Here is a 26670-nt window from a genome sequence, read left to right on the forward strand (position 1 = left end):
ACGTCATCGACGTCATCGACGGCACAGAGGGGTGGCGGCCGCCGGGTAGCATGGTCCACACGGCAGACGAGCCGGGCGGACGGCCGCGTGGAGTCCCTCTGAGGGGCTTCCCGAGGAACGTCCGGGCTCCACAGGGCAGGGTGATGGCTAACGGCCACCCGGGGTGACCCGCGGGACAGTGCCACAGAAAACAAACCGCCCGGCGCTTCGGCGCTGGGTAAGGGTGAAACGGTGGTGTAAGAGACCACCAGTGCCCAGGGTGACCTGGGCAGCTAGGTAAACCCCACCCGGAGCAAGGTCAAGAGGGGGCACCCCGGTGCCCCTGCGCGGACGTTCGAGGGCTGCCCGCCCGAGTCCGCGGGTAGACCGCACGAGGCCGGCGGCAACGCCGGCCCTAGATGGATGGCCGTCTCCCCGGCCGCCGCGAGGCGGTTGGGTGACAGAACCCGGCGTACAGCCCGACTCGTCTGCCGCTACTTGCGGCTTTGCCTGGGAAAGGGCCTCTGACCTGCGTCGGAGGCCCTTCTGGCTTCGTTCGCGTTCAGCAGCAGCGGTTGTTCACTGATTGCGGCGGCATCTGGTGATCAACAAGGTCCTGGATGTTCACGAGAAGTAGCGGCAGTGCCTGGGGACGGCCTGGCCGACACGGTCAGGGGTTCTGCCGTGCAGTGTCAGCCTGGTGAGCAGAGCCCGTAGGCTCCCAGAGTTATGAAGATATTGATCTCTGTTGACATGGAGGGCATCTCGGGGATCGTGCATCCCAGCGAGACGAACCCGGATGGCTACGACTACACGCGCGGCCGGGCGTTAATGACGGCTGAGACCAACGCCGTGATCGCCGGTGTCCTGGACGGCGATCCCACGGCCGAGGTACGGGTCGCCGACGCACACGGCCCTTTCTGTAACCTGCTGCCTGAGGAACTCGACCGCAGGGCGCACCTGGTCCGTGGCAAGCCGCGGCCCCTGGGCATGCTCGGCGGACTCGACGAACAGACCGACGCGGTCCTGCTCGTCGGCTACCACGCCCGCGCCGGCGGCGGACCGGCCGTGTTGGCACACACCATGAACGACGGCATCCTCGACGTGCGGGTGGCCGGACGTTCCATGGGCGAGATCGGCCTCAACGCCGCCATGGCCGGACATCTGGACGTACCGGTCGTGCTGCTCAGTGGCGACGACAGCGCTTGCGCCGAACTGCAAGATCTGGTCCCCTCCGCGGTCACCGTCGCGGTCAAGCAAGCCCTCGGTCAGGGCGCTGCCGTAGCCCTGCACCCCGAAGAAGCTCGGGATCGGCTGCGCCAAGCGGCCGCCGAAGCCATCACGCGGCGTGCACATGTTTCACCGCTGGCCCTTGCCGGACCGCTTGATGTCGAGGTCGACCTTTCCGCGCCGTTCATGGTTGATCTGGCGACACTCGTGCCAGGTGTCTCACGCGGTGAAGGTGGCAGGACAGTCACCTTCACCGCCGCCGACTTTGCCGACGCCTACCGGCTGGTCCTGCTACTCGCGCAGCTCGCCACCATCAAACCTGGCTAGGGTTCAACCGGGGTCTGTCCAGCCGTACAGACCCGGCCGTTCGCGACATCAGGGGCGCTGTCCGGCCGCCCTGCGTTCCTGCTCACCTCCTGCAGGCGCCTGCTCAGATGCCGGTGGTCAGCCACGGGCCGCCGCCCTGGTAGGCGAGATCGGCCAGAATGGGAACGCCCTGACGCTGGAACTCGTCGCTTTCGATGACTGGGCTGAGAGGCCGCGACCGGCAGACCGATCTCGGTGACGGCGCCGCCGGTGGCGCCAGTCAGGCGGGACGCACCAGGGCGTCGAGCATCTGCTCCAGTAGGTCGTTGTTCGCGTTGAAGCTGGCCACCGATGCGGCGATGTTCTCCTCTTGGTCCATGTCCTGCCAGGAGATGGTGTATCCCGCTTCACGGGCGAGTGGGGCGAGGAAGGCGCGCTGGGTGCGGCCGTTGCCTTCCCGGAAGGGGTGGATGGCGTTCACATCGCCGTACAGGTCGGCCAGGGCTCGGATGAACTCGAGGCGGTCCAAGCCTTGCAGGTGGTCGTTGTCGGCGAGCTTGTGGAAGTCCGCGCCGTTGTCCCGCAGATCGTACGGCCGCAGTGTCATGGACTGTCCGTGCCCGGGTCCAGCACTACGCCCATCTCGCCCAGAGGGAGGTCGGCCGTGCCCGGCGTCAGGTGACCGGTGCCGAACGGCAGCGATGGTTCCCGCGAGCCTGACGAGCCCTCCCGGAAGGGGCCGACAGCAGTGAGCATCCGGCATGCGCGTGTACCGGCGCCCGTGTTCCTGACCTCGGCACGACTGGCGGATCGCCCGGCGGGTCGCGGACGGTCAGGAACGCGGCGGCGAGGGCGCCGGACGAGTTGGAGCAGTGCAGGGGGGGCGGTACCGCCCCGTCACGCGTTCTGCGCGATCTCCCTGGCCAGGGCTGACAGCCGGTGCGCCTCGGGCAGGGCGTCCGCCTTCGTCAGGGGGCAGCGCACCGGGTGAGCGTTGTCCCGCTGGACGTCGCGCGCGTAGGCGAAGCGGCAGCCGTCCGCGGCGTCGATCGGCACGCGGAAGTCCAGGTAGCCGCGGTCGGGGCGGACGTAGCAGTACGCGCCCACCTTGCGGGGGCCGGGGACGTAGAGCTTGACGTAGCTCGTCTTGTCGGTGCCCAGCTCGGCGACGGCTCCGTGCTCGTGGACCTCCGTCTCCACGAAGGAGACGAAATGGTCGAGCTGCTGGGCGGGAGCCCGGGTACGCAGCAGGTCGAGCACGGCCGGATCCAGTGCGGGCCCGCCGCGGTCCGCACCGGACCCGGCCGTGCTGCGCAGGGTGATGTCGGCGCCCTGGGCCGCCAGCGCCTGAATCAGCGCGGGCATGTCCGCCGGGTCGGCCTCGATGGTCACCTTGATCACTGCGATTCCCCTTCACTCCGCAAGCCCGCGCCTGGGGCGAACGCCCCGACGGAGAGCAGCATAGTGAAAGCATTCCAGATGCTGTCAATTGTTTTCCGCCTACTGTTCACCTTCTTTCTGCTTACTGTCGACGTCCAGCTCCGCCAGGGCCACACGCGCGCGCTCGGCGGTGTGGGTGTTCCTGGCGCCGTGGAGGCCGGACGTGTAGAAGCGCCGGGCCTGCGTCAGTCGTCCGAGGTCACGCAGGCAGTCACCGATGGTGAGGTAGGTGTCGGGACGGTACGTGGTCTCGTCGGTACGGCCGAGAAGGACGAGAGCCCGCCGGGCGTACGAGAGCCCGTACGCCGGTCTGCCGCGCAGCCGGGCCAGGCCGGCGAGGCGCCTGAGGCACTGGGCCTGTGCCGAGACACGCTCCAGTTCCCGGTTCAGTTCGAGGGCTGTGCGGGTGTGTTCCTCCGCGATCTCCAGGGCACCCATGCGTTCCGCGCAGACCCCCAGATGCTGGTGGGACCGGGCCATCTCCTCGGTTGCGTCACGGGCGGTGGCCGAGCGCAGGGCGGCGTCGAACTCGGCGTGCGCCGCCTCGTAGTTCTCGGTGAGCACGTACAGGGTGCCGATCTGGTTGCGCAGTTCCTCCGCCTGCGCCACGTCACCCGTACGCTCGCAGAGACCGAGGGCCGAGCGGCAGTGCGCCATGGCGGTGTCCAGATCCCCGTCGTCCTCCGCCAGGTAGGCCAGGCTCCGGTGACAGGAGCTGATCGCGCCGAGATCCTCGAGCCGCGTGAAGATCTCCTGTGCCTCCTCGAAGCCGGCTCTGGCCTCGGCCGGGCGTCCGCTGTCGGCGTTCAGCATGGACAGCTGGTACAGAGCGGCGGCGGCGTCCCGTTCCAACCCCAACTCGTGGAAGGCCGTACGGGCCAGGCTGTATCGGGCACGGGCGAGACGGTGATCGCCCTGTTCGTGCTCGATGGATCCGAGCTGGTGCTCGGCGTAGGCGATGCTCAGCCGGTCGCCGGCGGCCGTGCTGACGGACAGCGCCCGTTCCAGGTGCTCGCGTGCCTCCTTCATGTCGCCCCGGTCCCGGGCGATGAGACCGAGCTGGCGGTGGACGATGGCCTCCGACTCCGTGCCCGGTTCGCTCCACTCCAGCATCCGCCGGCACAGCGCCCGCTCGGTCGTCCAGCGGCCCCTCGCGTGCAGCACGCCGCACAGGCGGCGGCCCAGCGCTCCCGCCTCCCGGTGCAGCCGGACGGCGACGAGATGGTGCAGGGACTCGAACGCCGCGTCGATGCGTACCGGTTCGGGCAGGCCGGTGTCGGAGAAGATCTCCTCCGTGTACGCGGCCGCACGGCGGTGTGCGTCGTGTGCGGCCTGCGGATCGAGGCGGTCCAGTTCGGCCGCGGTCCAGCGGTGGACGCTCCACAACTGCGCACCGGCCGGACCCGTGCCGTCCTCGGCCAGCAGCCCGGAGGCGGCCAGCGCGTCGAGACGTTCGCGCGTACCCTCCGCGCCCCCTGAGCCCTCCGCGTCCTCCGTGTCTCCCGCGTCCTCCGTGTCTCCCGCGTCCTCCGTGTCTCCCGAGCCCTCCGGGCCCCCCGAGCCGGTGAACGCCGACGCCGGGACGGGCACACGGTGCACCGCCGCGCGGTGCAGCAGGGCGCGGCTCGTCGGGTCCAGGCTGGACAGCAGGTCGCCGAGCAGCGTGTCGGCGGCCGTGAGGCTCAGCGCCTCCCGCAGGGCGGGGCGCAGCTGCCCCCGCACGCGGGCGCGCGCGGCGTCGAGGCCACCGTTGAGCCGGCCGACACGGGCCACCAGGTCGTCCGTCGCCCGGCCGGCGCCCAGGAGCGCCTCCAGATAGGCGTAGGTACGAGGATGGCCGCCGACGACCTGGCGGATCTCCTGCCACTTCGTCCGGGGGAGCTTGCGCGACAGGGGCAGCCGCAGTCGCATCAGATCGGTCTCGTCCGGGGTGAGCGGAGGAAGCGGAAGCCGGCGAAGACGCCGGGAGGCGGGTCCGGCCGCCGTCGGGAGGGGATGACGGGAGACGATCACCAGGGACGTGCCCGTCGGCAGGGTGGTCCACGCGGTGAGGAAGTCCGCCAGTTCGGGGTCGGTGAAACGGGTCCGGCCCTCCGGGTCACGGGTCAGGTTGGCCTCGAAGTCGTCCAGCACCACGGTCAGCGACCGGGTGGACCCGTCCGCCGTCGGGCGAGCCTCCGCCGCCGCCCCGGCGAGCGCGTCGGTTCCGGTGAGGTGTGCGAGGGCGGCCAGGCGCCCGGACCAGGGCTGCTCCGCGTCCACCAGTGCGAACATCCGCGGGTCGTCCGTCTCCCCGGCGAGCGCGTCCGCCGCGCCGCGCAGGATCTCGTCGGGGCCGACCGGGCCTTTGAGCAGCACGGGCGGAGCCGAGGAAGCCCGCAGACGCAGCAACTCGCCGACGAACGCGGTCTTCCCGACCCCGCCCACTCCGTGCACGACGAGCCCGGTGCCGTCGTCGGCCAGGGCGTTCAGGGCTACGCGCAGCTGTGCCCGGCGGCCCACGAACGAGCCGAGCGGCAGGGCGAGGGGCACCTCGGGCGAGGCGGCCCCCGTCGAGGCATCCCCGCGGTCGGGCTCCACCGCCTGGGGACGGGGCCCGGCGAAGAGAAGGGGCACGTGCCATTCCGGCAGCCAGTCGTTCCCGGCGCGCCTGAGGCGCTCCTGCTCCGTGCGGGCGTCGTGCAGGGCCTCCCACAGGGGCCGGCCGGCGGCCAGGGCGGCGTACATGTCGGCCATGAGCGCGCCCGCGTACGTGTCCCGGACCGGTGCCGACATGGCGACGACCGCCGGCACACCGGACTGGGTGAGGCTCTGAGCCAGTCCGGGCAGAAACCTGCTGTGGTGCGCCGGTTCCGGCCCGGTGGCGGAGCGGCTCACCGACGATGCCGTCGAGCAGCCGGCCAGGACCACCGCAGGGACACCGTGGGCGGCGCACAGGGCACGCCACAGGGCGTCGGCGGTCACCGGATCGCGGTCACCGGCCTCGTCCTCCAGCAGGAGTTCACCGGGCCTCGCGTGGCAGACGATGTGCACGACGTCGGCGGGTTTCTCCGCCAGGGCGGCGCTGAGTGCGGTGAGGCTGCCGGAGCTGAGCACCCGCAGCTCCGCCCGGCCCGGGACCCGGGAGACGGCAGCCGCCAGCCGCGCCGTCTCCGCGTCCAGGTCGAGCAGGGGCTCCCTGCGGCCGGGGGCCTTGCGGGGCCCGGCGAGCAGGACGAGCAGCCGCAACGGCCGGTCCGGTCCGCCAAGGGGTGTGGGCGCGTGGTGGTCGCCGAAGCTGCGGTACGGCCGGATGGTCGGATGGAGCGCCAGGGGTGCCGACTGGCCGGGCAGGGTCAGTGCCTCCCACGGCAGGCCGTCGAGCCGGCCCTGCTCCGCCTCGATGACGAGCGGCAGGCCGTGCTCCTTCGCCGCCTCGCCCTGCGACGCCGTGGCGAGGGCGCGGACCGCTCGGGCGCCCACCGCCTCGGCGAGCAGACTGCCCAGACGCCGCATCAGCTGCGGTGGTGGGACGCCGGTCCTGCGGGGGCGGGCGCCCCGGCCGGCGGCCTCGTACGCCCGGTGCAGTGCCTGTACGGTCTCCGCCAGGGCGAAGGACACGTCCGCTCCGGGACCTTCGGCGACGGTCCGCGTACCGGCGCTGAGGGTGACGGCGGCATGCCGGATCCGCAGGCTCCAATGCGATGGGCCGGGGTGTGCCGCCGGCGCCGCTTCATCGTGCACAGGGATCCTCCTGCGCGTGGACGGCTTCCGGGGTGGCGGCGCCTGCCTCGCAGATGTACACGACGGTCGGTTTCTCCTTCGCGTCGAGTGGCGCGGTGACGTAGAGGACGGCACCGGTGAGGACCAGCAGGGAGGCCAGCAGGGTGTCCCGCCGGGCCCGCTTCAGGGACTGCCGCACCTGCCAGGCGTGGATCCAGGCGAGCAGCCGCTGCTGCAGGCGCTGGATCAGCAGCGCGTTACGCCGGGCTACGGCTGCCTCGTGGGCCAGAAGACGCTCTCGCGCGGGATCGCTCTCACGGGCCAGCAGGGCTTCGAGGCGGGCCGCCACGGTCAGCCGCAGACGGCGCTCGCGCCGCAGGGCGGCAGGGTCGGTGGCGTGAGGGCCGTAGAAGTCGGCGGGTGACCGGTCGATCAGCTTCCGCAGCCCGTCCAGTTCCGGCGCGTCGAGATCGTCGAACGTCGCCGTCCGGGGGCTGAGCACCTCGCCGGCGCGCCACACCACCCAGACGACCCCCGCGACGGCCAGCAGCATGCCGCCGGCCGCCGCGACCACGTCTCCCGCGTCGTCCAGGTCCTTGACGACGACGAGTGGCCCGCCCGCCAGCACCAGAGCGCCGACTCCCGCCGCCGCCGCGGTGATCCAGCGCGCCGTGGCACGCATGTCGGCGACGGAGGCCCGCAGATCGGCGAGAACGGGGTCGGGGACCGGGTCGCCGGCCTGCGGCTCGGCCGGGGTGCTCATCCCGGGAGGGGAGGGTGGTCGTCCGGTCCGGGGAAGTCCTCGTCGTCGCCGCGCAGGTCGGGCGGCGCCTGGTCGTCGGGGAGTTCTTCGTGCCGCACCCATGCGGTGCCGTTGAAGTACTCCACGTTCGGGCCGTTGAACCGGATGTCGCCCTCTTCGGGCTGCTGTGGTGGTGAACCCATGACGGGATTATCCGCAGAATTCGAGTCAGTTGGCATCGGATGTGCTCAACTGGTGCTGTGTCGACGCCTATTGCCAGCGCTTGCTGTCGTCGCTTGTCGCCGTCGCCGAATCCCCGTCCCCTTCGTCGAAGGACTCCGCCGTGTACGACCTGACGCTCAGCCCGCCCGCCCGGGGTACCGTGATCGAGAGCCTGCACGGTCTGGTCGGGGCTTCCGGCCTCGTCACCACGGTGCAGACGACGGTCGGCCTGAACGACACGATCGGAGCGATCATCGAGGCGGCTCCACGTCTGCCGGAGGACCACGAGGTCAAGGCCAACGGGCTGATCGTGAGCCGCGTCGGGATGTACCGCATCGTCTGGGGCGTCGTCAGCCACCCCGACGGAAGCCTGGCGGTCCTCACCCCGATGCCTGCCTACGAGGGCCAGCCCTCCGACTGGATCCGCCACTACATGCGTGAGGTGCTCGATCCCGTCATGGCTCTCTCCGGCCGCGGCCACCGCACCGGTGGAGGCGGCAACGGCACGGTGACCGACCCGGAGTTCGCGCGTGCGTTCAGGGAGGCCTACGTCTGACCCGGAGCCCGTGAGCAGGGGAATATCCTGTTTTCCCGTCCTTCACCGCCTCTTTTCACGGTCCGGCCAGCCACTAGGATCTGCCCCGAGGGTCCGACCACGGGGAACGGTCGCCCTCGCGGGACACGAGGAGCGGGGACAGGCATGCGGGAAGGCCGGTGGGTCACGGTCACCGAGTCCGAGTTCGATCATGAACGCCGCGGCCTGGAGGCGATCCGGGAGAAGCTGCCGGACTCCGACCCCTGGCGTGCCTGGTCGAACTTCACCTTCACCGCGAACACCGGCCACGTCCGCGAGGTCGACCTGCTGGTCGTCGCCCCCGGCGGCGTCTGCATGATCGAGCTGAAGGACTGGCACGGCTCGGTTACGTCCGAGAACGGCACCTGGGTGCAGACGACGCCCGGCGGCCGCCGCCGTACCCACGGCAACCCGCTGCACCTGGTCAACCGCAAGGCCAAGGAACTGGCCGGCCTGCTCGCACTGCCCGGCAACAAGCGGGTCTGGGTCGCCGAGGCCGTCTGCTTCACCGACAACAGCCTCCGCGTACGCCTGCCCGCCCACGACCAGAACGGCGTGTACACCGTCCACCAGCTGGTCGAGATGCTCAAGGCACCCCCGCGTGACGAGCGGCGCCGCGTCACGGCGATCGGTTCGCGCGAGGTCGAGGCGGCCCTCAAGAACATTGGCATCCGCAAGAGCGACGCGCAGTACAAGGTCGGCCCGTACGAGCTGCAGCGGAAGTCCTTCGACTCCGGGCCCACGTGGGCCGACTACCTCGCCCGCCACAGCGACCTGCCCGAGGCCGCCCGCGTCCGCATCTACCTCAGCGAGCGCGGCTCCGACGCCTCCCTGCGTCAGTCCGTCGAGAACGCGGCCCGCCGCGAGGCCGCGGTGCTGGGCCGGTTCAAGCACCCGGGCGCCGTCCAGCTCAAGCAGTACTTCCCCTCCGGGCACGCCGCCGGCCCCGCGTTGATCTTCGACTACCACCCGGACACGTTGAAGCTGGACGAGTACCTGGTCCAGTACGGCGAGAAGCTGGACATCCTCGGCCGCATGGCGCTGGTCCGCCAGCTCGCCGAGACGATGCGCTCCGCGCACGCCAGCCGCATCCACCACCGGGCGCTCGCCGCCCGCTCCGTGCACGTCGTCCCCCGGCCGCGCGGCCGCAAGGGCCGGGCAGTCGGCGAGGAGGCCGCCTGGCTGACCCCGGATCTCCAGATCTCCGACTGGCAGATCGCCACCCAGCGCAGCGGCGACTCCTCCCAGGGCCAGGGCATGACCCGCTTCGCGCCGACCGCCCTGTCCGCGATGCACCTGGCCGACGACGCCGACGCCTACCTCGCCCCCGAGCTGACCGCCCTCAACCCCGACCCGGTGCACCTCGACGTGTACGGGCTCGGCGTCCTCACCTACCTGCTGGTCACCGGCAAGGCCCCGGCCGCCAGCCAGGCCGAGCTGCTGGCCCGCCTGGAGGCGGGGGAGGGCCTGCGCCCCAGCTCCCTGGTGGACGGCCTGTCGGAGGACGTGGACGACCTGGTGCAGGCCGCCACCGCCTACCGGCCGGGCCAGCGCCTGTCCAGCGTGGACGAGTTCCTGGAGCTGCTGGAGGTCGTCGAGGACTCCCTGACCGCCCCCGCCCCAGCGGCCCCCGACACGGAGGCGCCCGGCGAGGAGGACGGGGCCCCCGCCGACAAGGACCCGCTGGAGGCCGTCGCCGGTGACGTGTTCGCCGGCCGGTGGGAGATCCGCCGCCGCCTCGGCACCGGCTCCACCAGCCGCGCCTTCCTCGTCCGCGACCTCCAGGCCGAGGCCCGCAAGACCCGCCCGCTGGCCGTGCTCAAGGTCGCCCTCTCCGACAACCGGGGCGAGATCCTGGCCCGCGAGGCCGAGGCCATGGGCCGCCTGCGCCCCCACTCCGGCATCATCCGCCTCGTCGAGCCCGAGCCGCTGCACATCGGCGGCCGTACGGTCCTGGCGCTGGAGTACGTCGGCGACGAACGCGACGACACCGGGCAGGGCGGCGAGGCCGGGTCCCGCCCGCGCCGCCGCGAGGAGACGGTCGCCCGCCAGCTCCGCGAGAACGGCCGCCTCCAGGTCGACCAGCTGGAGGCGTACGGCGACTACCTCTTCGGCGCCGTCGACTTCCTGGAGGGCGAGGGCGTCTGGCACCGCGACATCAAGCCGGACAACATCGCCATCCGCATCCGCCCCAACCGCACCCGCGAACTCGTCCTCATCGACTTCTCCCTCGCCGGCTACCCGGCGAAGAGCACCGACGCGGGCACCGACGGCTACCTCGACCCCTTCGTCGACGTCATCACCCGCGGCTCGTACGACTCGCACGCCGAGCGGTACGCCGTCGCCGTCACCCTGCACCAGATGGCCTCCGGCGAGCTGCCCAAGTGGGGCGACGGCAGCGTCCTGCCCCGCATGACCGAGGCGAAGGACTGGCCGTACCCGACGATCGCGGCCGAAGCCTTCGACCCCGCCGTACGGGACGGCCTCGTCGCCTTCTTCCAGAAGGCCCTGCACCGCGACGCGGCCAAGCGGTACCCCGAGCTGAAGCCGATGCGGGACGCCTGGCGCAAGGTCTTCCTCGACGCCTCGCAGACGGTTCCGTCCAGTCACCGCGCCCGCGCGTCGGCCCCGGCGCCCACGACCGCCGGGGAGGGCCTGCCCGCCCAGGGCGCCGCCGCGGCGGGGATCGCGGACGCCGAACCCGAGAGCGCCGAGCAGCAGCGCGACCGGCTCGCCGCCGAGGTCACGCGGGACACCCCGCTGACCGTCTCCGGGCTCACGCTCGCCGCCCAGTCGTTCCTGTACGGCCTGGGCATCACGACCGTCGGCGAACTCCTCGACTACAGCCGCCGCAAACTCGTCAACGCCCCCGGCCTGGGCGCCAAGACCCGCAACGAGGTCCAGCAGCGGCAGCGCGAGTGGGGCGAGCGGCTGCGCGAGATCCCCGTCTCGCCGCTCACGCCGAAGGGCCGCGCGGAGGCCAAGGAGGAGCTGGAGCAGCTCACGGCCGCCGAGTCGGCCCTGGTCGGCCACCTGGCGACCGGCGAGTCGGCGGGCACGCTCCCCGCCCGCACACTGCGCTCGGTCAGCCTCGACACCCTCGCCACCGTCTTCGTACCCGCCGTCAACAACAACGGCTCCAACCGCAACAAGGCGGAGATGGTACGGCTGCTGCTGCGCCTGCCCGACGAGCACGGGGTCCTGCCGGGCATCGGCGTCTGGCCGAAGCAGAAGGACGTCGCGGAGGCCCTCGGGCTGAGCCAGGGCCGTATCCCGCAGATACTCAAGGACGAGCGCAAGCGCTGGAAGGCGGAGCCCGCCGTCCAGGCACTGCGCGAGGAGATCATCGACCTGCTGGTGAGCATGGGGCGGGTCGCCTCGGCGGTCGAGATCGCGGACGCCCTGGCGGTCCGGCGCGGCACGCATCTCGCGGGGCGTGAGCAGCGGCGCGCGATGGCGCTGGCTGCCGTACGGGCCGTGGTCGAGGTGGAGCAACTGGTGCCGCAGGAGGCCGAGTTCCAGCACCAGCCGAACCGTAAGGCGACGGACGAGTCCCTGGGCGCCGGCCTGCTCGCCCTCGACGTACGGGGGGACGACGGCCCGGACACCCCGACCGCACCGGGCCTGCTGGAGTACGCGACCCGTCTCGGCCGTACGGCGGACCGGCTGGCCAAGCTGGACACCCTGCCGACGGCCGCGACGGTGCTGGCCGAGCTGGGCGCGCTGACGGTGCCGCCGGGCGCGGTCAACTGGGACGAGCGGCGCATGGTCGAGCTGGCGGCAGCGGCCTCCGTGAACGCTGCGGCCACTCCGCGTCTGGAGATCTACCCGCGCGACCTGCCGCTGGTCCGGGCGCTGCGGCTCACGCAGGCCGGGCTCGTCCGCTGGATTCCGGGCGTACCGGAGGGGCGGCAGCCCGGCCTGACGGGCGAGGACGTGCATGAGCGGGTGCGCGCTCGCTTCCCGGAACTGGTCGTGGTGGACGGCCGGGGCGGCACCTCCCACGACCTGCCGACGGGCGGCCCGCTCACCAAGGCCCTGCGCGACGCGGGCTTCGAACTGTCGCTGAACACACGCGAGGACACGGGCACACTGCGCTACCTGCCGACGCGGGTGGACGACGCGTCCAGCTACCTCACGACGGGCGCGTGGCGCCAGTCGACCCGTACGGGCGCGGTGACGCGGTACGCCGACGACCCGCAGCTCGCGGGCGCGGTGCGCGCGGAGGAACGGCTGCTCGCGTCGGCCCGCCGGGACGGGTTCCGGGTGCTGACCGTGCGGCAGCAGTTGGTGCGGGACGCGGTGCGGGAGCTGGGGGCCGAGCGGCTGGGCGCGGGCGCGGTGTCGGTGACGGAGCTGTTCCTGGAGGTCCTGCACGCGCAGGTCACGCCGGGTACGAAGCCGACCTGGGAGACCTTGCTCAAGGCGGACGCCGCCGAGCCGGGTTCGAAGGGTGCCGTGAAGTTCGCGGAGTACGTGCGGACGGCGTGGGGCGCGGTGGAGCCCCGGGTGGCGGAGCTGCTGGGCGACGGTGGCGGGGCCGATCCTGTTGGCCCTGCGGGTCCTGTGCTGCTGACGGAGGCCGGGGTGTTCGCGCGGTACGACGCGATGGGCGTCCTGGACCGGCTGGCGTCGGCGGCCCGGCGGGGCGGGCGGGGGCTGTGGCTCCTGGTCCCGCAGAGCGACCCGTCGCGTGAGCCCCGGCTCGGGCAGGTGGCCGTGCCGTACCAGGCCGGCCTGGGGGAGTGGATTCAGCTTCCGGACACATGGGTGGGCAACGCCCATCGCGGGTCCGGCGAGGGCGAGGGCATGGCGAGTGCCAATGCCAGTGGTGTCGAGGGAGACGTCAAGTGATCGACCGCAAGGCTCTGTTGAACGACCTGAAGCAGCAGGTCAAGGCGGTCGAGACCGACCTCGGGCGACAGGTGAAGGCGCTGGGGGATGTCGGTGCGCGGCTGAGGGCCGAGTACGACCAGGCGCGCAAGCTGGGGCGTACGGCGGCGACGTGGACCTCGTGGCTGGACGAGCGGGTCACGCAGGTCGCGGTGGCGTGGGTGCTGGGGACGGTCTTCGTGCGGTTCTGCGAGGACAACCGGCTGATCCCGGAGCCGTACCTGACGGGGCCGGACGGCGACCGGCGGGAGCTGGCGGAGTCTCGGTACGACGCGTACGTGGAGTCGGACGAGGACCCGACGTACCGGGGGTGGCTGGAGAAGGCGTTCGAGGAACTGGGGCAGGGGCAGGCGGGACGGCTCCTTTTCGACAAGCGGCACAACCCGCTGTACCAGGTTCCGCTTTCGCATGACGGTGCGCGGGAGCTGGTCGAGTTCTGGCGGGGGAGGGATGAGGCGGGCGTCCTCGTCCACGACTTCACCGACCCGCTGAACGAGGACGGTACGGAGGGGTGGGACACGCGGTTCCTGGGGGACCTGTATCAGGACCTGAGTGAGGCCGCGCGGAAGACGTATGCGCTGCTCCAGACGCCGGAGTTCGTGGAGGAGTTCATCCTCGACCGCACGATGAACCCTGCGGTGCGGGAGTTCGGGTACGAGGAACTGAAGATGATCGACCCTACGTGTGGGTCGGGGCACTTTGTGTTGGGGGCGTTTCGGCGGCTCGTTCGGTTGTGGGCTGAGGGGCAGCCCGGGCGTGATGTGCACGAGCGGGTGCGGGCTGCGCTGGACTCGGTGCACGGCGTGGACATCAATCCGTTTGCGGTGGCTGTTGCTCGATTCCGGTTGCTCGTTGCGGCTATGGCGGCGAGTGGGGTGCGGACGCTGGCGGAGGCGGCCAAGTATGAGTGGCCGGTTCATCTCGCGGTGGGGGACTCGCTGATCAAGGCCCGCCGATCTCAGCAGGGCAACCTGTTCGGCGGGGTGGACGAGGACTTCGCGGACGAACTGGCCGAGTTCAAATACGCCACGGAGGATGTGCACCAGTACCCGGAGATCCTGCGGCCGGGGCGGTATCACGTGGTGGTGGGGAACCCGCCTTACATCACGGTGGAGGACAGGAAACTTAACGAGCTGTACCGAGAGCTGTATTCGGCGTGCGCGGGTACATACGCGCTGTCAGTTCCGTTCGCCCAGCGGTTCTTCGAGCTGGCTAAGCGTGGGAACGCCGAGGGGGGCGGCTACGGCACGGTTGGGCAGATCACCGCCAACTCCTTCATGAAGCGGGAGTTCGGAGCGAAGCTCATCGAAGGATACTTTGGGCACGCGGTGGAGCTGACCGAGGTGATCGACACCTCAGGCGCCTATATTCCAGGCCACGGAACGCCGACCGTCATCTTGATTGGCAAGCAGCGGGGTGGGGACGGGCGGGCACCCGTGATCCGAACCGTCCGCAGCGTTCAGGGCGAGCCCGGTGCGCCAGAGGATGCCGAGGATGGCCTGGTCTGGCGGGCGATCGTTGAACAGATCGAAAGGCCGGGCTCCGTTAGTCAATGGGTATCCGTCGATGACCTGGACCGGAAGAGATACTTCGGGCAGCAGCCTTGGATTTTGGCCGATGGTGGATTGGAGATGGTAGGGCAACTGCAGCGCGTCTCCGATGTGTCTTTGGGGCAAGTGGTGGAGACGATTGGACGTACGACGAAGTCTGGTGCCGACGATATCTACTTCCTGCCTAACTCTGCGACGGCACGACGTCTGCGTTTGGACAATAATGTCCGCTCGCTAGTCGTGGGCGCGAGTGTTCGTGACTTTCAGATCGCCGACGCGATTACCCTCTGCGCTCCCTATCAAGACCGCGAGAACGAACAACCGATTGACGAGGCGAGCTATGTAGTCTCACGTTACTTGTGGGTAGCTCGTTCTCTTCTTCGCGGACGCATGCTTTTCGGTAAGACGATGGTCGAGCATGGGCGACCGTGGTACGCCCATTTGGAGAATTATTCGAAGAGGCTTCGGACCAGAAATGGCTTGACTTTTCCCTTCGTTGCAACGCACAACCACGTTGTGTTCGATCGTGACGGGGCTCTTTTTGGGAGCACTGCTCCGGTGATCAAGTTGCGGGAGGGGGCGAGTGATGAGGAGCACCTACGGCTGCTTGGGTTGCTCAACAGCTCTACGGCTGGGTTCTGGCTCAAGCAGGTGAGTCAGGGCAAGGGCGGCAGTGGCCTGGGGCGCGGAATTCAGAGCGAAGCGTGGGAAGAACGCTATGAGTTCACTGGCACCAACCTTGAAGAATTCCCCATTCCGCCCTCTTATCCCACCGCCCTTGCTGCTGCCCTTGACGCCCTCGCCCAGCAACTCGCCTCCACCAGCCCCGAAGCAGTGGCGGCCAAGTCCACTGCCACAGCCCTCCGTGAAGCCAAGGCTCGCTGGGAGTCCACTCGCTCTCGCATGATCGCCCTCCAAGAGGAACTGGATTGGCAGGTCTACTCCCTCTACAACCTTCACTCTGAAGACCTTCGCGTCTCTGAGGATCCCGACGACCCCAGCCTCCCCGAGCTCGCACACGGTGAGCGCGCCTTCGAAATCGTCCTGGCCCGTCGCGTCGCCGCAGGCGAGGCCAGCGACGAGTGGTTCAAGCGGCACAACTCCACACCCATCACGGAGATCCCCGCTCACTGGGCCGCCCCCTACCGCGAGATCGTCCAGAAGCGCATCGACGCCATCGAGTCGAACCGTGCCATCGGAATGGTCGAGCGCCCCGAGTACAAGCGTCGCTGGGCCACCGAAGGCTGGGACGCCCTCCAGGAGAAGGCCCTCCGCTCCTGGCTGCTCGACCGTATGGAGAACCGCGACCACTGGTTCGACGAAAACGATCAGCCCACCATCCTCACCCTGGCCCGCCTCACAGACGCCCTCTCCCGTGACGAGGACTTCGTTTCCGTCGCCAAGCTCTACGCGCCCCGCAAGGAACTCGCGAAGGTCGTCGCTGAGCTGATCACCGACGAGCACGTGCCGTTCCTCTCCGCCCTGCGTTACAAGCCCTCCGGGCTGAAGAAGCGCGCGGACTGGGAAGAGGTATGGGACCTCCAGCGCAAGGAGGACGCCGCGCCTGACGAGCCCGCCAAGCGGAAGATCCGGGACTCCATCCCCGTGCCGCCGAAGTACACCTCGGCCGACTTCCTCCGCCCGTCCTACTGGAGGGCGCGTGGCAAGCTCGACGTGCCCAAGGAGCGGTTCATCTCCTACGGGCAGACCAACGCCGCCACTCCCGAGTTGTACGGGTGGGCGGGCTGGGACCACCGGGAGCAGGCGCAGGCCCTCGCCACGTACTTCACCAACACCGCCCTGTCCACCGAGGAGATCACGCCGTTCCTCGCCGGCCTGCTCGAACTCCAGCCGTGGCTGTCCCAGTGGCACAACGAGTTCGACATGAACTACAGCGGCTCCCCGGCGGACTTCTTTGCTGGTTACCGCCAGCAGAAGCAGGGCGAGCACGGACTCACCGACGACGACCTCCGTGCCTGGCGTCCTCCGGCGACCCGAGGTCGTCGCGCAGCAGCGAAGCCGTAGTCAGGAGTAGTTCGACGTCCGTCGGTTCAGGGGTCACCCGGTGCGTGCGCGGGTGGCCCTGTTGCTGCACGCGCAGTTCCGCCCACACGGTTTTGCCCGGGGCGGCATGGCGAGGGGTGACGCCCCAGTCGTCCGAAAGGGCGGCGACGAGGAGCAGGCCCCGGCCCGACTCGGATAGCGAGTCGGTCACCGCAGGGCTGGACGGAGGCTGCTTCTCGGCGCGGGTGTCGGTCACCTCGACCCGGACGACGCCATCGCCCAGGACGAGATGAAGGTGGAAATCCCGGCCGGGGACATGCCCGTGGCGTACGGCGTTGGCGGCGAGTTCCGCCGTGATGAGGGTGAGCGTTTCGTTGACGTGGGTGGTGTAGGGGTTGCCCCAGTCGTCCAGGCGGTGCGAGACGAGCCGGCGGGCGAGACGGGCACCGCGCGGCGTTGAGGTGAAGCGCATGGTGAACTCGCGTTCGGGTGCGAGGCGTCGTGGCATATGCCCGTTCGGGGGAGTTGCTGACTTCATGGGGTAAACGGTCGCGGACTCTGCGTAGCTTTGACCAGGAGCGATGCGCTGACGAGTACGGGCTGTACACGCGGGCGGTGCGCTTGTACGTGGTGGTGGGCGTGACCGGTTCCCGGGCCCCGAGTTGGCCGACCGGGCGGTTGTACGAGGGGAGCTGTGGCGTGGACGACGAGGTTCAGCAGCCGGAGTACGAGGTCGGAACGGGCATGCTGTGCATGTTCGGGCGGCAGTTGAAGCTGTTCCGGGAGCGGGCGGGGATGGACCGCGCGGCGCTCGGGTCGCTGACCGGGTACTCGGCCTCGACGATCGCGTCGTTCGAGCAGGCGAGACGTATCCCGCCGCCGAAGTTCATCGACCGAGTTGATGAAGTGCTGGATGCGGGTGGGGTGTTGAGCGCTAGCAAAGAGGAGGTGGCTCGGGCTCAGTACCCGGCGTTCTTTCGGGACGCCGCCAAGTTGGAGGCCGAGGCGGTTGTGCTGCACGTGTACGCCACCCAGGCTGTGCCAGGGCTCTTGCAGACCGGGGAGTACGCGCGGGGGGTGTTCGCCATGTGGCGCCCGCAGTTGGACGAGGGAGTCATCGAACAGCGGCTGGCCGCCCGACTGGCGCGACAGGAAATCTTCGACCGGCGGCCCGCTCCACACCTGTGCTTTGTGGTCGAGGAGGCCGTAATCCTGCGTCCGCTTGGCGGTGAGGCGGTATGGCGAGGGCAGTTGGAGCAGCTCCTACTCATTGAGGAGAAGCGGAACGTGGAGATCCAGGTGATGCCGCTCTGCCGTCAGGAGCATGCGGGATTGGCTGGTCCGTTCACCTTGATGGAGATGAAGGATGGGCGCAGGATCGCCTATGCGGAGGTACAAGGAGACAGCCGGGTCCACACCGAGCGTCAGAAGATCCGAGAGCTTGAGCGTACGTACGGGTCCTTGCGCGCGCAGGCCCACACTCCGGCAGAATCGCGCTTGTTGATCGAGAAGCTGTTGGGAGAGAGATGAGCGGGGAAAAGGCCAGGCTCAGCCTGGACGGACTGGCCTGGTTCAAGAGCAGTTACAGCGCTGGTGACGGCGGCGAATGCGTCGAGGTCGCCGCCCTCCCCGGCACCGTCCACGTCCGCGACTCGAAGGACACAACCCGCGCCGCCCTGGCCGTAGACCCCACGGCATGGACCGCGTTCGTCGAGTTCGCGGCACTCTGACAGGCGCAGGGGCAGGGCCCCTCGGCGGACGGGACGGGCCCGCCTCTGTGTGGGGGCCGGACGGATAGGCCGACTTCACCCATGGCGTGAACGACGGGCGACCCCGCGAGCAGGTCCGTCACACGTCGGCGCCCTGCTCCAACTCCTGAGCTGGGCGCCAACAGGGAGCGGGTTCGTAAGGCCCTCGGGCCCGGCAGAGCACGTCGAGCCGTGAGCATGCGGCGTAGGCCGTAGGCGGGGTGCTCGACGCCCTTCAGTGCACCGAGGAACGACGCGAGGGAGCGCTGACGTGCGCATAAGTGCGCTGCCGGACTGGATCAAGGTGTCCTGGACGGGTCCGAAGGCGGGTAGTAAGCGGCCAGGTTTTCCGCTATGGAGCACAGGACGCGCAGGTCGTTGAGGAAGTGCCCCATGGCCGCCACGGCGTCCTGTGCGTCGAAGGCTTCCCGTCCCATCCAGGGGTTGCGCTTGTTCTCGCTCAAGAGCCGCCGTACTGCCTGTTCGGCTGCCGCAGCCGGAGACTTAGAAAGCCAGCGCAGGCCGCATTCGGTGACCTTGGGGCGTACCTCATCGCTCAGGACCCTCCACTGGGTCTCAACCCGGATATGCCACGTCTCGAGTCTCCTCCACTGCCAGCGGTCGGCAGCCAAAGCTTCCCAGCTGGTCGGTTGCCGGTACGACTGTGATGGCCCCCGGCCGAGGTCTAGCAGAGCGTTGAAGCCGCGGAGAAACTCCGTGGCTGCTGATCCGTCACTGTCTCTCAGTTGACGCAGACGGTGCAGGTCACTGAGCAAGGCCTGGGTCTCGGAGGCCAGGGCCGCAGGTGTGGTGACGCTGAAGATTCTGGTCAGGGCTATGTGGAACTCGTGGATCTCGGCCCGCGCGAAGTCCTTGGTCCGCTGGGTTCGGCGGGCATCTGCCTGGGCGTTCCCGAGGTGGCTGAGGATAAGCAGGGCGGTGGGAACGCCGAAGCACAGCGATGTGAGGCTTGAGACAAGGTTGACGAAGAAGCTATGCCCCTCCCACCAGTCTGTGTGGTCAAGCCAGAGACCTGTGCCAGCGAGAAAGGCACCGAGGGCAAGCAGCACGATGCTGATGCTCCGAATCAACGGTGGGGTGCTGCGCCACCATCGCCGTGCTCTGGCTATCCGCCCCTGCTGTGCCATGGTCTCCCTCTTCGGATTGGAGCAAGGACAGTAGCGCAGGCTCTCTACAACTCGACGCTCCGCCCGCGAATTGCGCGAACGCTCCGCTTGGGCAGGGGGGCCGCAGGAGGCTGCTGCCGTTGTAGTGGCGATTAGCCATCCGGGAGGCCAACGGGATTGGCCGCGACGGGCGCCGCATCCGTAGACCGGTATTCGTCAAGGTCCACATAGTTCAGAGAAGGAACAGGCCATCGAAGGGGTGACCGACACGGCGGACGACGACGCCTCTGCGATGCCTGGGCGCGGGCTTCGACGTCTTGCCTGTGCCGTTCCGGGAGGTCGTCGACGAGGTGCCCCCGGCAACCCATGGCCCGCGACCCGGCGATCAACCGCGAGAGGTCTACGCTTCGGAGTCGCGCGCACCATGACGTTCGTCAGCGCTGATTCAGAGCCCGGCGGGCCGAGTTGATGACGTGATGAGCCTCGGCCCCGTACACCGCCGATTCGCTGAGCGTGCTCCAGACCTTCTGGTACAGGGCGACGCTGTCGGCGTCGTCCAGCCACAGCTCCGCATGCCAGTCCTCGGCGATGACGAGCCTGTCGTCGAGGATCCAGAAGCCGTTGGCCGTCGGGATCTTGAGCGAGGCGCGGAGCGGAATGACCCCCAGTTCCACTGTGTCCATGCCGATGACGCCCGCGAGGCGGTCGAGCTGGCCGGCGAGGACGGACGGAGGACCGATCAGGGCGTGCAGGGCGGCCTCCCACACCAGGGCGTGGAACGTCCGGCCCGCTTCGTACAGCCAGTCCTGGCGCCGCATGCGTGCTCGGACCGCAGCGTCCGTGTCGCGGACCGAACCCTGAAGATCCGCGTACCGCAGGAAGATGTGCCGCGCGTAGTCGGCTGTCTGCAGCATGCCGGGAACGACGGCCTCCTCCCAGGCGTGGATGACCTGGGAACGTTCGACCTCAAGGTTCCACCTGTCCTGCACGGGCCGGTGCCCGGCGGCCAGTTGCCGACGCCAGGAGCGGATGTGGGACTCGAAGCCCTTGAGCCGGGCGTCCAGTTCGTCGAAGACGTCCGGCCGGCCGACACCTTGGGCCCAGGCGCGCAGGTCTTCGCCGGTGGCGGTCTGCCGGCCGTTCTCCAGCTTGTAGATCTTGGAGTGTGGCCAGCCGAGTCGCCGAGCGAGTTGCGTGCCGGTGAGCCGACCTCCAGGGGCTGACAGCCGGAGTTCCCTCAGCCGCAGCCCGAGGGCCTCCCTCGCCTGCTGGAAGTCTGTGCTCACTGGTTCCGCTCGCTAGTGGTCGGCACCGAGTCGCGCGGCGAACTCGTCGTACGGCGCGGACCCGTGCACGGCGGCGTCGCGGACCTGGCAGTACCGCAGGACCTCGGCGGGTTCCGTGATGACCTCGACGTCGTGGAAGGCGTCCTCGTCGTCGAAGCGCAACACGGCCACCAACCGGCTGTCGAAGATCCAGAAGTCCTCAGCGGGCAGCCCAAGCCGGTCGGCGTCCTCGCGCCACAGGTTTCGCACGTCCTCGCCCGTGGCCGCGTTGCACCTCGCATAGTCCAGCAGGAACAACTGTCCCTCGGTCGGCGGGTCGTCGACCACGCGCACCCGCCCCACGTACTTGCCGTCGGCCGTCTGACGGTGGATGTTCGTGCACCACTCGCTGTCGAGATCGCACGGAGCCGTGCCGGTTGCAAGGAACTCCGCGTACCCGGGGTCCTCCCGGTCCGACGCGTAGCCCCGCCGTGTCTCCAGATGCCAGGCCGAGTGCTCGAAAGTCTCGAAGAGCCGCCTGAACTCCTCCAGGCCGATCAGCTTGGGCACGCGGGTGACCTCCTTGGGCCCGTGATGGACGAGGAGTTCACGCGGCACGACCACTGCGGCATCTCCAGGGCCGAGGTGTTGAAGCTGGGCGACGTCCTCGGGGTCGGTGAGCGGTGTTCCCTGGACGATGATCTCACCGGAGTCGAGGTCCTCATGTACGGCGGGGCAGGCGCCGTTCTTGCTGTCGGTGCCGTTGAAACGCAGTCGTCGCGTCAAGGTCGCCTCCCATGGTGTAGGGCCTGTCGCCATCAGCATGACCAGCCTTGATGCGCCCGCACCACAGCGTCCACCCCCTCGTGTGAGACCACACGAGAACATTCAGCCATGTTCGAAGAACATCGGAGAACATCGCATCGCGGCCGGTGACTCCGTGTTCGTACCTTCCTGTCCATGGTCACAGCACGCGACGATGTTGATCCCTTCGCCATCGTGGAGTCCCTGAGGGCGGCCCTCGATCATGCACGCATCGTGCTTCCGTCGCCCGGAGCCGATGCCGACCGTCCGCTTTCGGGCCCGTGGAACCGGGGGTGCGTACGCCCCGACGTGGCCATGCGACAGGCGGAGGCGCTACGGAAAGGCGGCGGCGCATGAGCGTTGCCGACACAACCCACGAGGACGGGGACCTCCCGCCCCGGATGACGCTCAGGGTCTACACCGTGGACCGTACGGGCCGTGTCACGAGCGACTCGGGCACGCATGGCTTCGAGGGCGGCGAGGCCAGGGCGGTGATCGGTCTCGGGCAGGAGTTCCCCGCCTGCGCGTGCCCGCACCACCGGGTCGTGAGGGCAGCACGATGAGCGCCGCGAACGCCGAGAGCGCCTTCATGGGCCAGTAAAGGTCCGAGACCTGCCCAGGCGGGTCCTACCGCGTCACCAAGGAGAGAGACATGTTCGTCCATTCCGACCGTCTGCCCACGAGCACGGCGGTCCCGCAGGGAACCATCACCCCGACGCCGTGGGGAGTCGGCCGCATGGCGCCGTACCCCACCATGGCCCCCGAGTACGCCACCGCCCGGCTGGACCCGGCCTCCCAGACGGCCGTGTTCTTCGACGCGGCTGGCCAGGTCATGGAGATTCCGGGCCACGGCACCAGCACCGGCACCAGCCCCTCCACCGGCACCAGCCTCGACGGGCAGAACCAGGGCGCCGCGGACACCGACACAGGCAGTGACGGCGACCAGTGAACGACCCGCGTCCGGTGCTGGTCGTCACCAGCCTGCACGACCCCACCGCCGACGTGGTGATCCGCGAGCTGCACGACCGGGACATTCCGGTCGTGCGGTTCGACTCCGGGGACTTCCCCGCATCACTGACGGTGGAGGCGGAGATCACCCCGCACGGCATCCGGGGACGCCTCCTCACCCCGTCCCGCACCGTCGACCTGGCCGACGTCCGCGCCCTCTACTACCGGCGGCCGACCGGGTTCGCCTTCCCGCACCTCGACGAGCGGGACGCGCGGTTCGCCATCACCCAGGCCCGGTACGGGCTCGGCGGAGTGCTGGCGTCACTGCCAGGCTGCCTCTACGTCAACCACCCGCACCGCATCGGAGACGCGGAGTTCAAACCCTCCGGTCTGGCCGCAGCCGTGGAGGCAGGCTTCCTGGTGCCGCCCACTCTGATCACCTCCGACCCCGACGCCGCACGGGCCTTCGTCAAGCGGCACGGCTCGGTCATCTACAAGCCGCTGCACAACCCCGTCTACCGGGTCGACGGCGTCTCGAACGTCGTGAAGGTCGCCGAGGTCTCCGCAGTGGACATCGACGACGGCGTGGCGGGCACCGCCCACCTGTTCCAGCGGCGCATCCTCAAATCCGCCGACGTACGGGTGACCGTCATCGGCGACCAGGTGTACTGCGTCCGGATCGACTCCGACCTCCTGGACTGGCGCACCGACTACGACCGACTGACCTACACGCCTGTGGAGCCGCCGCCCGGCATCGTGCCGGCCCTCCGCCACTACATGGACCACTTCCGGCTTGTCTTCGGGGCTTTCGACTTCTGCGTGGCCGAAGACGGGCCATGGTGGTTCCTGGAGTGCAACCCCTCGGGCCAGTGGTACTGGCTGGAAACTGAGACGGGCCTGCCCCTGTGCGCGGCCCTGGCAGACCTCTTGGAGAGGAAGACCACGACGTGACAGACGACAAGGGCCTCCGTCTCGCCCTCGCCGAACGCCTGGCCGCCGACGGCCGGCTGCGCACCGAACCGTGGCGAGCCGCCGTCGAAGCCGTGCCCCGGCACGAGTTCCTGCGCGGCGGCTTCTTCGAACGGGCCGACAGCCCCGGACAGACCGCGTGGCAGCCCGTCCTTCCCGACGCCCCCCCATGGCTGGGCCGCTGCTACGACGACGACTCCCTCGTCACCCAGATCGCCGGAACGATCGCACCTCGCGACATCCGCGGCGAGATCCTGCGCGAGCCCACCTCATCCAGCACCCTGCCCGGCCTCGTCGTCCGGATGCTCGAAGACCTCCAGGTCGAAGACGGGCACCGTGTGCTGGAGATCGGCACCGGCACCGGCTACTCCACCGGCCTCCTCTGCCACCGGATCGGCGACGACTTCGTGACGTCCATGGAGATCGACCCGGAAGTCTCCACCCGTGCTCGTGCCGCACTCGGGCACGCCGGGTACGCGCCGCTCCTGGTCGTCGGTGACGGTCTCGCCGGTCACCCGGACGGCGCCCCGTACGACCGGCTGATCGCCACGTGCGGCGTCACCGAGCTGCCTCATGCGTGGGTGGAGCAGACCCGGCCCGGCGGGATCATCCTCGCCACCCTGTCCGGCTGGCTTCACTCCTCCGAACTCGCCCGCCTCACCGTGGGCGAGGACGGCACCGCCCGAGGCCGACTCCTCGACGGCCACATCTCCTTCATGATCGCCCGCCCCCAGCTCCCGCCCCCGCTCGGCCTGCTGCCCGATCCGGACGACAGCGACGACGAACGCGTCACCTCTCTCGCCGCCGACTCCCTCGACGACTGGAACACCCGCTTCGTCGCCCAGCTCGCGGCCCCCCACGCGCAGCGCCTCAGCATCAACCGGGACGGCCGAACCGAACACCTTCTGGTCGACGTCCACGCCGGCGCCTGGGCCGCCCTCGCCCAGGACGGCGACAGCTGGACCGTACGCCAGGGCGGCCCCGTGCGCCTGTGGGACGACATCGAGGAGAACGTGAACCGATGGCGTGCAGACGGCGCCCCCCGGCCCGACCGCTTCGAGGTGACCGTCACACCTGCCGGGCAGACCGTGACCTGGTCCAAGGTCTGACGGCAACGAGCACCAAGAGGACGTGAGATGGCAGAAGAGGAGCCCTTGCACGAGTGGGCCGCCCGACGCGACCGGCGACGGGCGGCGGAACGGGAGATGCTCGGCACACGCCGCGCCGTCCCCCTCGCCGACGGTGCCCGCGCCTCCCACGTGGCCCCCAACGCCCCGCGCTCTCTGCTGGCATGGGACGGGCACGCGTGGGTGCCCGTCGGGGTCGCCCCGAACGCGCATGCTGCCCGGGAGTTCCTCGGTCACGTACCTGCCCCCGAGCCCGAGAACGGGCCCGCCGACCGGCCCGCCCACCCCGGCCTAGGGCCCGGCCGAGGACGCACCGCAAGCCCTGACGGCGCACGCCTGGCGTGGCCTTGGAACGACCAGCCCCAGCACGGCGGTGAGTACATGCACCTGTCCGGGGGACGCCGAGACACCGGAAGAGCGCGAGCTGCGCGAGGAAGCCGGCGTCACCGCCCGGACCTGGCGGCCCCCTCATCGCGAGGGGAGTTGGCCACACGTCACTGTCACTCACACAGCGAGACCTCAACGGAGCCTGCAGAGTCTGGTCCTTGGGGCCCGGAGCTACGGTAAGTTCTTGCCATGAAGCAGGGTAAAGAGGTCGAGAACCCCGAGTCGCGCTTCTCCGCGGTGCTGCTGGCAGCAGCGAAGCTTCCGGGTGTGCGTATCAACAGGGAGACGTACCTCCGCAGTGCGCTGGCTCGCCACTGCTCCGAGGACGACATCCGAAGGGCGGTAGAAGAGTCTCCCGCTGCGGCGGGCATCGACGTCGAGGTTCTCGACAAAGTGGCCAACGACTCCATCCGCTTGGAAACCGCCAAGGTGAGCGCTCTCTCCGCGGCTGCCGGGATACCCGGCGTCCTCGCTCTTCCCGCCACCGTGCCCGCCGACCTGGCCCAGTACTTCGGCCACATGCTGCGTATCGCGCAGAAGCTCGCGTACCTCTACAGCTGGCCCGATCTGTTCTCCGACGACGGCGATGACGTCGATGACGCGACGATGGGCGTGCTCACGCTGTTCTTCGGCGTGATGGTCGGCACCCAGTCGGCGAACACCGCTGTGGGGAAGGTCGCGGCGATGATGTCGGAGCAGGCCGCCAAGAAGTTGCCCCAGAAGGCACTCACCAAGGGTCTCATCTATCCCATCGTCAAAAAAGTCGCAGCCTTCCTCGGCGTCAAGATGACAAAGGATTCCTTCGCGAAGAGTGTTTCGAAGGCTATCCCCGTCGTTGGGGCCGTTGTCTCCGGCGGGCTCACCCTTGCGACCTACCTGCCGATGGCCAAGAGGCTCAAGAATCACCTCGCCGGCCTGCCACTGGCGGAACCCTCGCCCCGGGTTATGGATGGGGAAGTCGTGGACGGCGAAGTCGTGGAAGACAAAGTGCCTTTCGCCACCCCACGTGCGGAACAGTCCGGCGTGGAGGCCACCGCCAGCAAGCTGGAGGAACCTCAGCCTTAATGCCGCAAGGGCACCCCTGACTGACTGCCGACGGGTGGCTGATGCCGCGGGTATTCTCGTCATCGCCGCCGGGGGCGGTGATCTGTGGGCGTGAGGGCTCGTTCGTCATCCTGCCTTGCTGATCACCGCGAACCGCGAGAACCCGCTGTGGCATCGGACACCTGGGGCGGGGCCAGGGAGACGATCTCCCGGGCGAAGAAATCGTGGATTCCCTCACCATGCATGCAGCGCATCGAATCCGGCGTTGGGTGGAGGAGGGAATTGCGCTGATGAACGACTCCTTCGACAGGCGCGAACGCGGGCTGGGTCTCGATCACCCATTCACCGAAGAGCACGGACGCCGCGAACCCGTCTGACCTGATTCGGCCGACTGCGTGAGCGTTGTGCCGTCAGGGTAGGACAGGCGCCAGCCCTTGGGCAGGGGAATCGCCTGCCCGCACAACACAACGATCGCTACCGAGAGGAAGTTGTGGCACACCCGTCCGTCGGGTGTCAGAGGTCGCGCCCTCTGGGCTTCGCCCAGGAGCTTGTGAGAAAGCAAACCCACCAGAGCGGGTTGATGTACAGGACTTCGAGCATGTGCAGCGT

Annotated in this window: 21 protein-coding genes and 1 other RNA gene; 13 read left to right on the plus strand and 9 right to left on the minus strand. The window is 69.4% G+C overall.

The annotated features are described in order from the left end of the window. The first annotated feature begins 67 nt into the window (after nt 1-67). Together rnpB and ACWD26_RS02685 are read left to right on the plus strand one after the other, a co-directional pair. Nucleotides 68-470: RNase P RNA component class A (gene rnpB, locus ACWD26_RS02680), an RNA gene on the plus strand. Between the two features lie 238 nt (nt 471-708). Then, on the plus strand, nt 709-1536 hold the full coding sequence (locus tag ACWD26_RS02685; protein ID WP_451265466.1) for a M55 family metallopeptidase: 828 nt from the start codon (nt 709-711) through the stop codon (nt 1534-1536). A 259-nt stretch (nt 1537-1795) separates the two neighbouring features. Here ACWD26_RS02685 and ACWD26_RS02690 read toward each other — a convergent pair whose 3' ends face one another. The 5 genes from ACWD26_RS02690 to ACWD26_RS02710 all read right to left on the minus strand — a co-directional run bounded on the left by ACWD26_RS02690 (nt 1796) and on the right by ACWD26_RS02710 (nt 7602). After that, nucleotides 1796-2278 carry a Fic family protein gene (locus tag ACWD26_RS02690; RefSeq protein ID WP_451265468.1) on the minus strand — a complete coding sequence of 161 codons (483 nt, stop codon included), beginning with the start codon at nt 2276-2278 and terminating at the stop codon, nt 1796-1798. A gap of 134 nt (nt 2279-2412) precedes the next feature. Beyond that, entirely contained in the window at nt 2413-2916 is a 504-nt protein-coding gene (locus ACWD26_RS02695) for a hypothetical protein (protein WP_451265470.1), read from the minus strand. Nucleotides 2917-3015: 99 nt separating this feature from the next. Next, nucleotides 3016-6678, minus strand: coding sequence for a tetratricopeptide repeat protein (locus ACWD26_RS02700; protein ID WP_451265472.1), 3663 nt, complete (start codon nt 6676-6678; stop codon nt 3016-3018). Further along, nucleotides 6668-7420, minus strand: coding sequence for a hypothetical protein (locus ACWD26_RS02705; protein ID WP_451265474.1), 753 nt, complete (start codon nt 7418-7420; stop codon nt 6668-6670). Before ACWD26_RS02705 ends, ACWD26_RS02700 begins: the two co-directional genes overlap by 11 nt. Next, nucleotides 7417-7602: a hypothetical protein gene (locus tag ACWD26_RS02710; protein ID WP_451265476.1), complete on the minus strand. Its 186-nt coding sequence runs from the start codon at nt 7600-7602 to the stop codon at nt 7417-7419. Before ACWD26_RS02710 ends, ACWD26_RS02705 begins: the two co-directional genes overlap by 4 nt. A gap of 29 nt (nt 7603-7631) precedes the next feature. On the opposite strand from ACWD26_RS02710, the gene ACWD26_RS02715 reads away from it, so the two are divergent. The 3 genes from ACWD26_RS02715 to pglX all read left to right on the plus strand — a co-directional run bounded on the left by ACWD26_RS02715 (nt 7632) and on the right by pglX (nt 16663). Next, entirely contained in the window at nt 7632-8177 is a 546-nt protein-coding gene (locus tag ACWD26_RS02715) for a hypothetical protein (protein ID WP_451265477.1), read from the plus strand. 144 nt (nt 8178-8321) lie between these two features. Continuing rightward, on the plus strand, nt 8322-13049 hold the full coding sequence (pglW, locus tag ACWD26_RS02720) for a BREX system serine/threonine kinase PglW (RefSeq protein WP_451265479.1): 4728 nt from the start codon (nt 8322-8324) through the stop codon (nt 13047-13049). Next, the gene (pglX, locus tag ACWD26_RS02725; RefSeq protein WP_451265481.1) at nt 13046-16663 is read left to right on the plus strand and encodes a BREX-2 system adenine-specific DNA-methyltransferase PglX; all 3618 of its coding nucleotides are present in this window, start codon (nt 13046-13048) and stop codon (nt 16661-16663) included. Before pglW ends, pglX begins: the two co-directional genes overlap by 4 nt. Here pglX and ACWD26_RS02730 read toward each other — a convergent pair. Then, nucleotides 16593-17180, minus strand: coding sequence for an ATP-binding protein (locus ACWD26_RS02730; protein ID WP_451265483.1), 588 nt, complete (start codon nt 17178-17180; stop codon nt 16593-16595). The two genes, pglX and ACWD26_RS02730, sit on opposite strands and share 71 nt — an antisense overlap. 161 nt (nt 17181-17341) lie before the next feature. Here ACWD26_RS02730 and ACWD26_RS02735 point away from each other — a divergent pair, with 161 nt between their 5' ends. Beyond that, nucleotides 17342-18172 carry a helix-turn-helix domain-containing protein gene (locus tag ACWD26_RS02735; RefSeq protein ID WP_451265485.1) on the plus strand — a complete coding sequence of 277 codons (831 nt, stop codon included), beginning with the start codon at nt 17342-17344 and terminating at the stop codon, nt 18170-18172. Then, nucleotides 18169-18372 carry a DUF397 domain-containing protein gene (locus ACWD26_RS02740; RefSeq protein WP_451265487.1) on the plus strand — a complete coding sequence of 68 codons (204 nt, stop codon included), beginning with the start codon at nt 18169-18171 and terminating at the stop codon, nt 18370-18372. Before ACWD26_RS02735 ends, ACWD26_RS02740 begins: the two co-directional genes overlap by 4 nt. A gap of 317 nt (nt 18373-18689) precedes the next feature. On the opposite strand, the gene ACWD26_RS02745 is transcribed toward ACWD26_RS02740, so the two are convergent. The 3 genes from ACWD26_RS02745 to ACWD26_RS02755 form a co-directional block, all read right to left on the minus strand. After that, nucleotides 18690-19460, minus strand: a complete 771-nt coding sequence (locus ACWD26_RS02745; protein WP_451265489.1) for a hypothetical protein — start codon at nt 19458-19460, stop codon at nt 18690-18692. 491 nt (nt 19461-19951) lie between these two features. Next, complete coding sequence (locus ACWD26_RS02750) at nt 19952-20803, minus strand: helix-turn-helix domain-containing protein (protein WP_451265491.1); 852 nt, start codon at nt 20801-20803, stop codon at nt 19952-19954. A gap of 12 nt (nt 20804-20815) precedes the next feature. Further along, nucleotides 20816-21568: a DUF6879 family protein gene (locus ACWD26_RS02755; protein WP_451265493.1), complete on the minus strand. Its 753-nt coding sequence runs from the start codon at nt 21566-21568 to the stop codon at nt 20816-20818. 371 nt (nt 21569-21939) lie between these two features. On the opposite strand from ACWD26_RS02755, the gene ACWD26_RS02760 reads away from it, so the two are divergent. The 6 genes from ACWD26_RS02760 to ACWD26_RS02785 all read left to right on the plus strand — a co-directional run bounded on the left by ACWD26_RS02760 (nt 21940) and on the right by ACWD26_RS02785 (nt 26082). Then, nucleotides 21940-22149: a hypothetical protein gene (locus ACWD26_RS02760; protein WP_451265495.1), complete on the plus strand. Its 210-nt coding sequence runs from the start codon at nt 21940-21942 to the stop codon at nt 22147-22149. A gap of 89 nt (nt 22150-22238) precedes the next feature. Next, nucleotides 22239-22535, plus strand: coding sequence for a putative ATP-grasp-modified RiPP (tgmA, locus tag ACWD26_RS02765; RefSeq protein WP_451265497.1), 297 nt, complete (start codon nt 22239-22241; stop codon nt 22533-22535). Then, nucleotides 22532-23485, plus strand: coding sequence for an ATP-grasp ribosomal peptide maturase (tgmB, locus tag ACWD26_RS02770; protein ID WP_451265499.1), 954 nt, complete (start codon nt 22532-22534; stop codon nt 23483-23485). Before tgmA ends, tgmB begins: the two co-directional genes overlap by 4 nt. Beyond that, complete coding sequence (gene tgmC, locus ACWD26_RS02775) at nt 23482-24612, plus strand: ATP-grasp peptide maturase system methyltransferase (RefSeq protein ID WP_451265501.1); 1131 nt, start codon at nt 23482-23484, stop codon at nt 24610-24612. Before tgmB ends, tgmC begins: the two co-directional genes overlap by 4 nt. A 27-nt stretch (nt 24613-24639) precedes the next feature. Beyond that, nucleotides 24640-25197 carry a DUF6087 family protein gene (locus ACWD26_RS02780; RefSeq protein ID WP_451265503.1) on the plus strand — a complete coding sequence of 186 codons (558 nt, stop codon included), beginning with the start codon at nt 24640-24642 and terminating at the stop codon, nt 25195-25197. A 9-nt stretch (nt 25198-25206) separates the two neighbouring features. Then, the gene (locus ACWD26_RS02785; RefSeq protein ID WP_451265505.1) at nt 25207-26082 is read left to right on the plus strand and encodes a hypothetical protein; all 876 of its coding nucleotides are present in this window, start codon (nt 25207-25209) and stop codon (nt 26080-26082) included. Nucleotides 26083-26670: the final 588 nt, after the last annotated feature.

This window comes from Streptomyces sp. NPDC002787, from assembly GCF_053592095.1.

Bases quoted from the DNA above. Each gene is read 5' to 3' on its own strand.
- ACWD26_RS02760 (WP_451265495.1), top strand. From the start codon at position 21,940: ATGAGCGTTGCCGACACAACCCACGAGGACGGGGACCTCCCGCCCCGG.
- ACWD26_RS02785 (WP_451265505.1), top strand. From the start codon at position 25,207: ATGAAGCAGGGTAAAGAGGTCGAGAACCCCGAGTCGCGCTTCTCCGCG.
- ACWD26_RS02705 (WP_451265474.1), bottom strand. From the start codon at position 7,420: ATGAGCACCCCGGCCGAGCCGCAGGCCGGCGACCCGGTCCCCGACCCC.
- tgmA (WP_451265497.1), top strand. From the start codon at position 22,239: ATGTTCGTCCATTCCGACCGTCTGCCCACGAGCACGGCGGTCCCGCAG.
- ACWD26_RS02690 (WP_451265468.1), bottom strand. From the start codon at position 2,278: ATGCCGGATGCTCACTGCTGTCGGCCCCTTCCGGGAGGGCTCGTCAGG.
- ACWD26_RS02710 (WP_451265476.1), bottom strand. From the start codon at position 7,602: ATGGGTTCACCACCACAGCAGCCCGAAGAGGGCGACATCCGGTTCAAC.
- pglW (WP_451265479.1), top strand. From the start codon at position 8,322: ATGCGGGAAGGCCGGTGGGTCACGGTCACCGAGTCCGAGTTCGATCAT.
- ACWD26_RS02730 (WP_451265483.1), bottom strand. From the start codon at position 17,180: ATGAAGTCAGCAACTCCCCCGAACGGGCATATGCCACGACGCCTCGCA.
- ACWD26_RS02780 (WP_451265503.1), top strand. From the start codon at position 24,640: ATGGCAGAAGAGGAGCCCTTGCACGAGTGGGCCGCCCGACGCGACCGG.
- ACWD26_RS02740 (WP_451265487.1), top strand. From the start codon at position 18,169: ATGAGCGGGGAAAAGGCCAGGCTCAGCCTGGACGGACTGGCCTGGTTC.
- ACWD26_RS02685 (WP_451265466.1), top strand. From the start codon at position 709: ATGAAGATATTGATCTCTGTTGACATGGAGGGCATCTCGGGGATCGTG.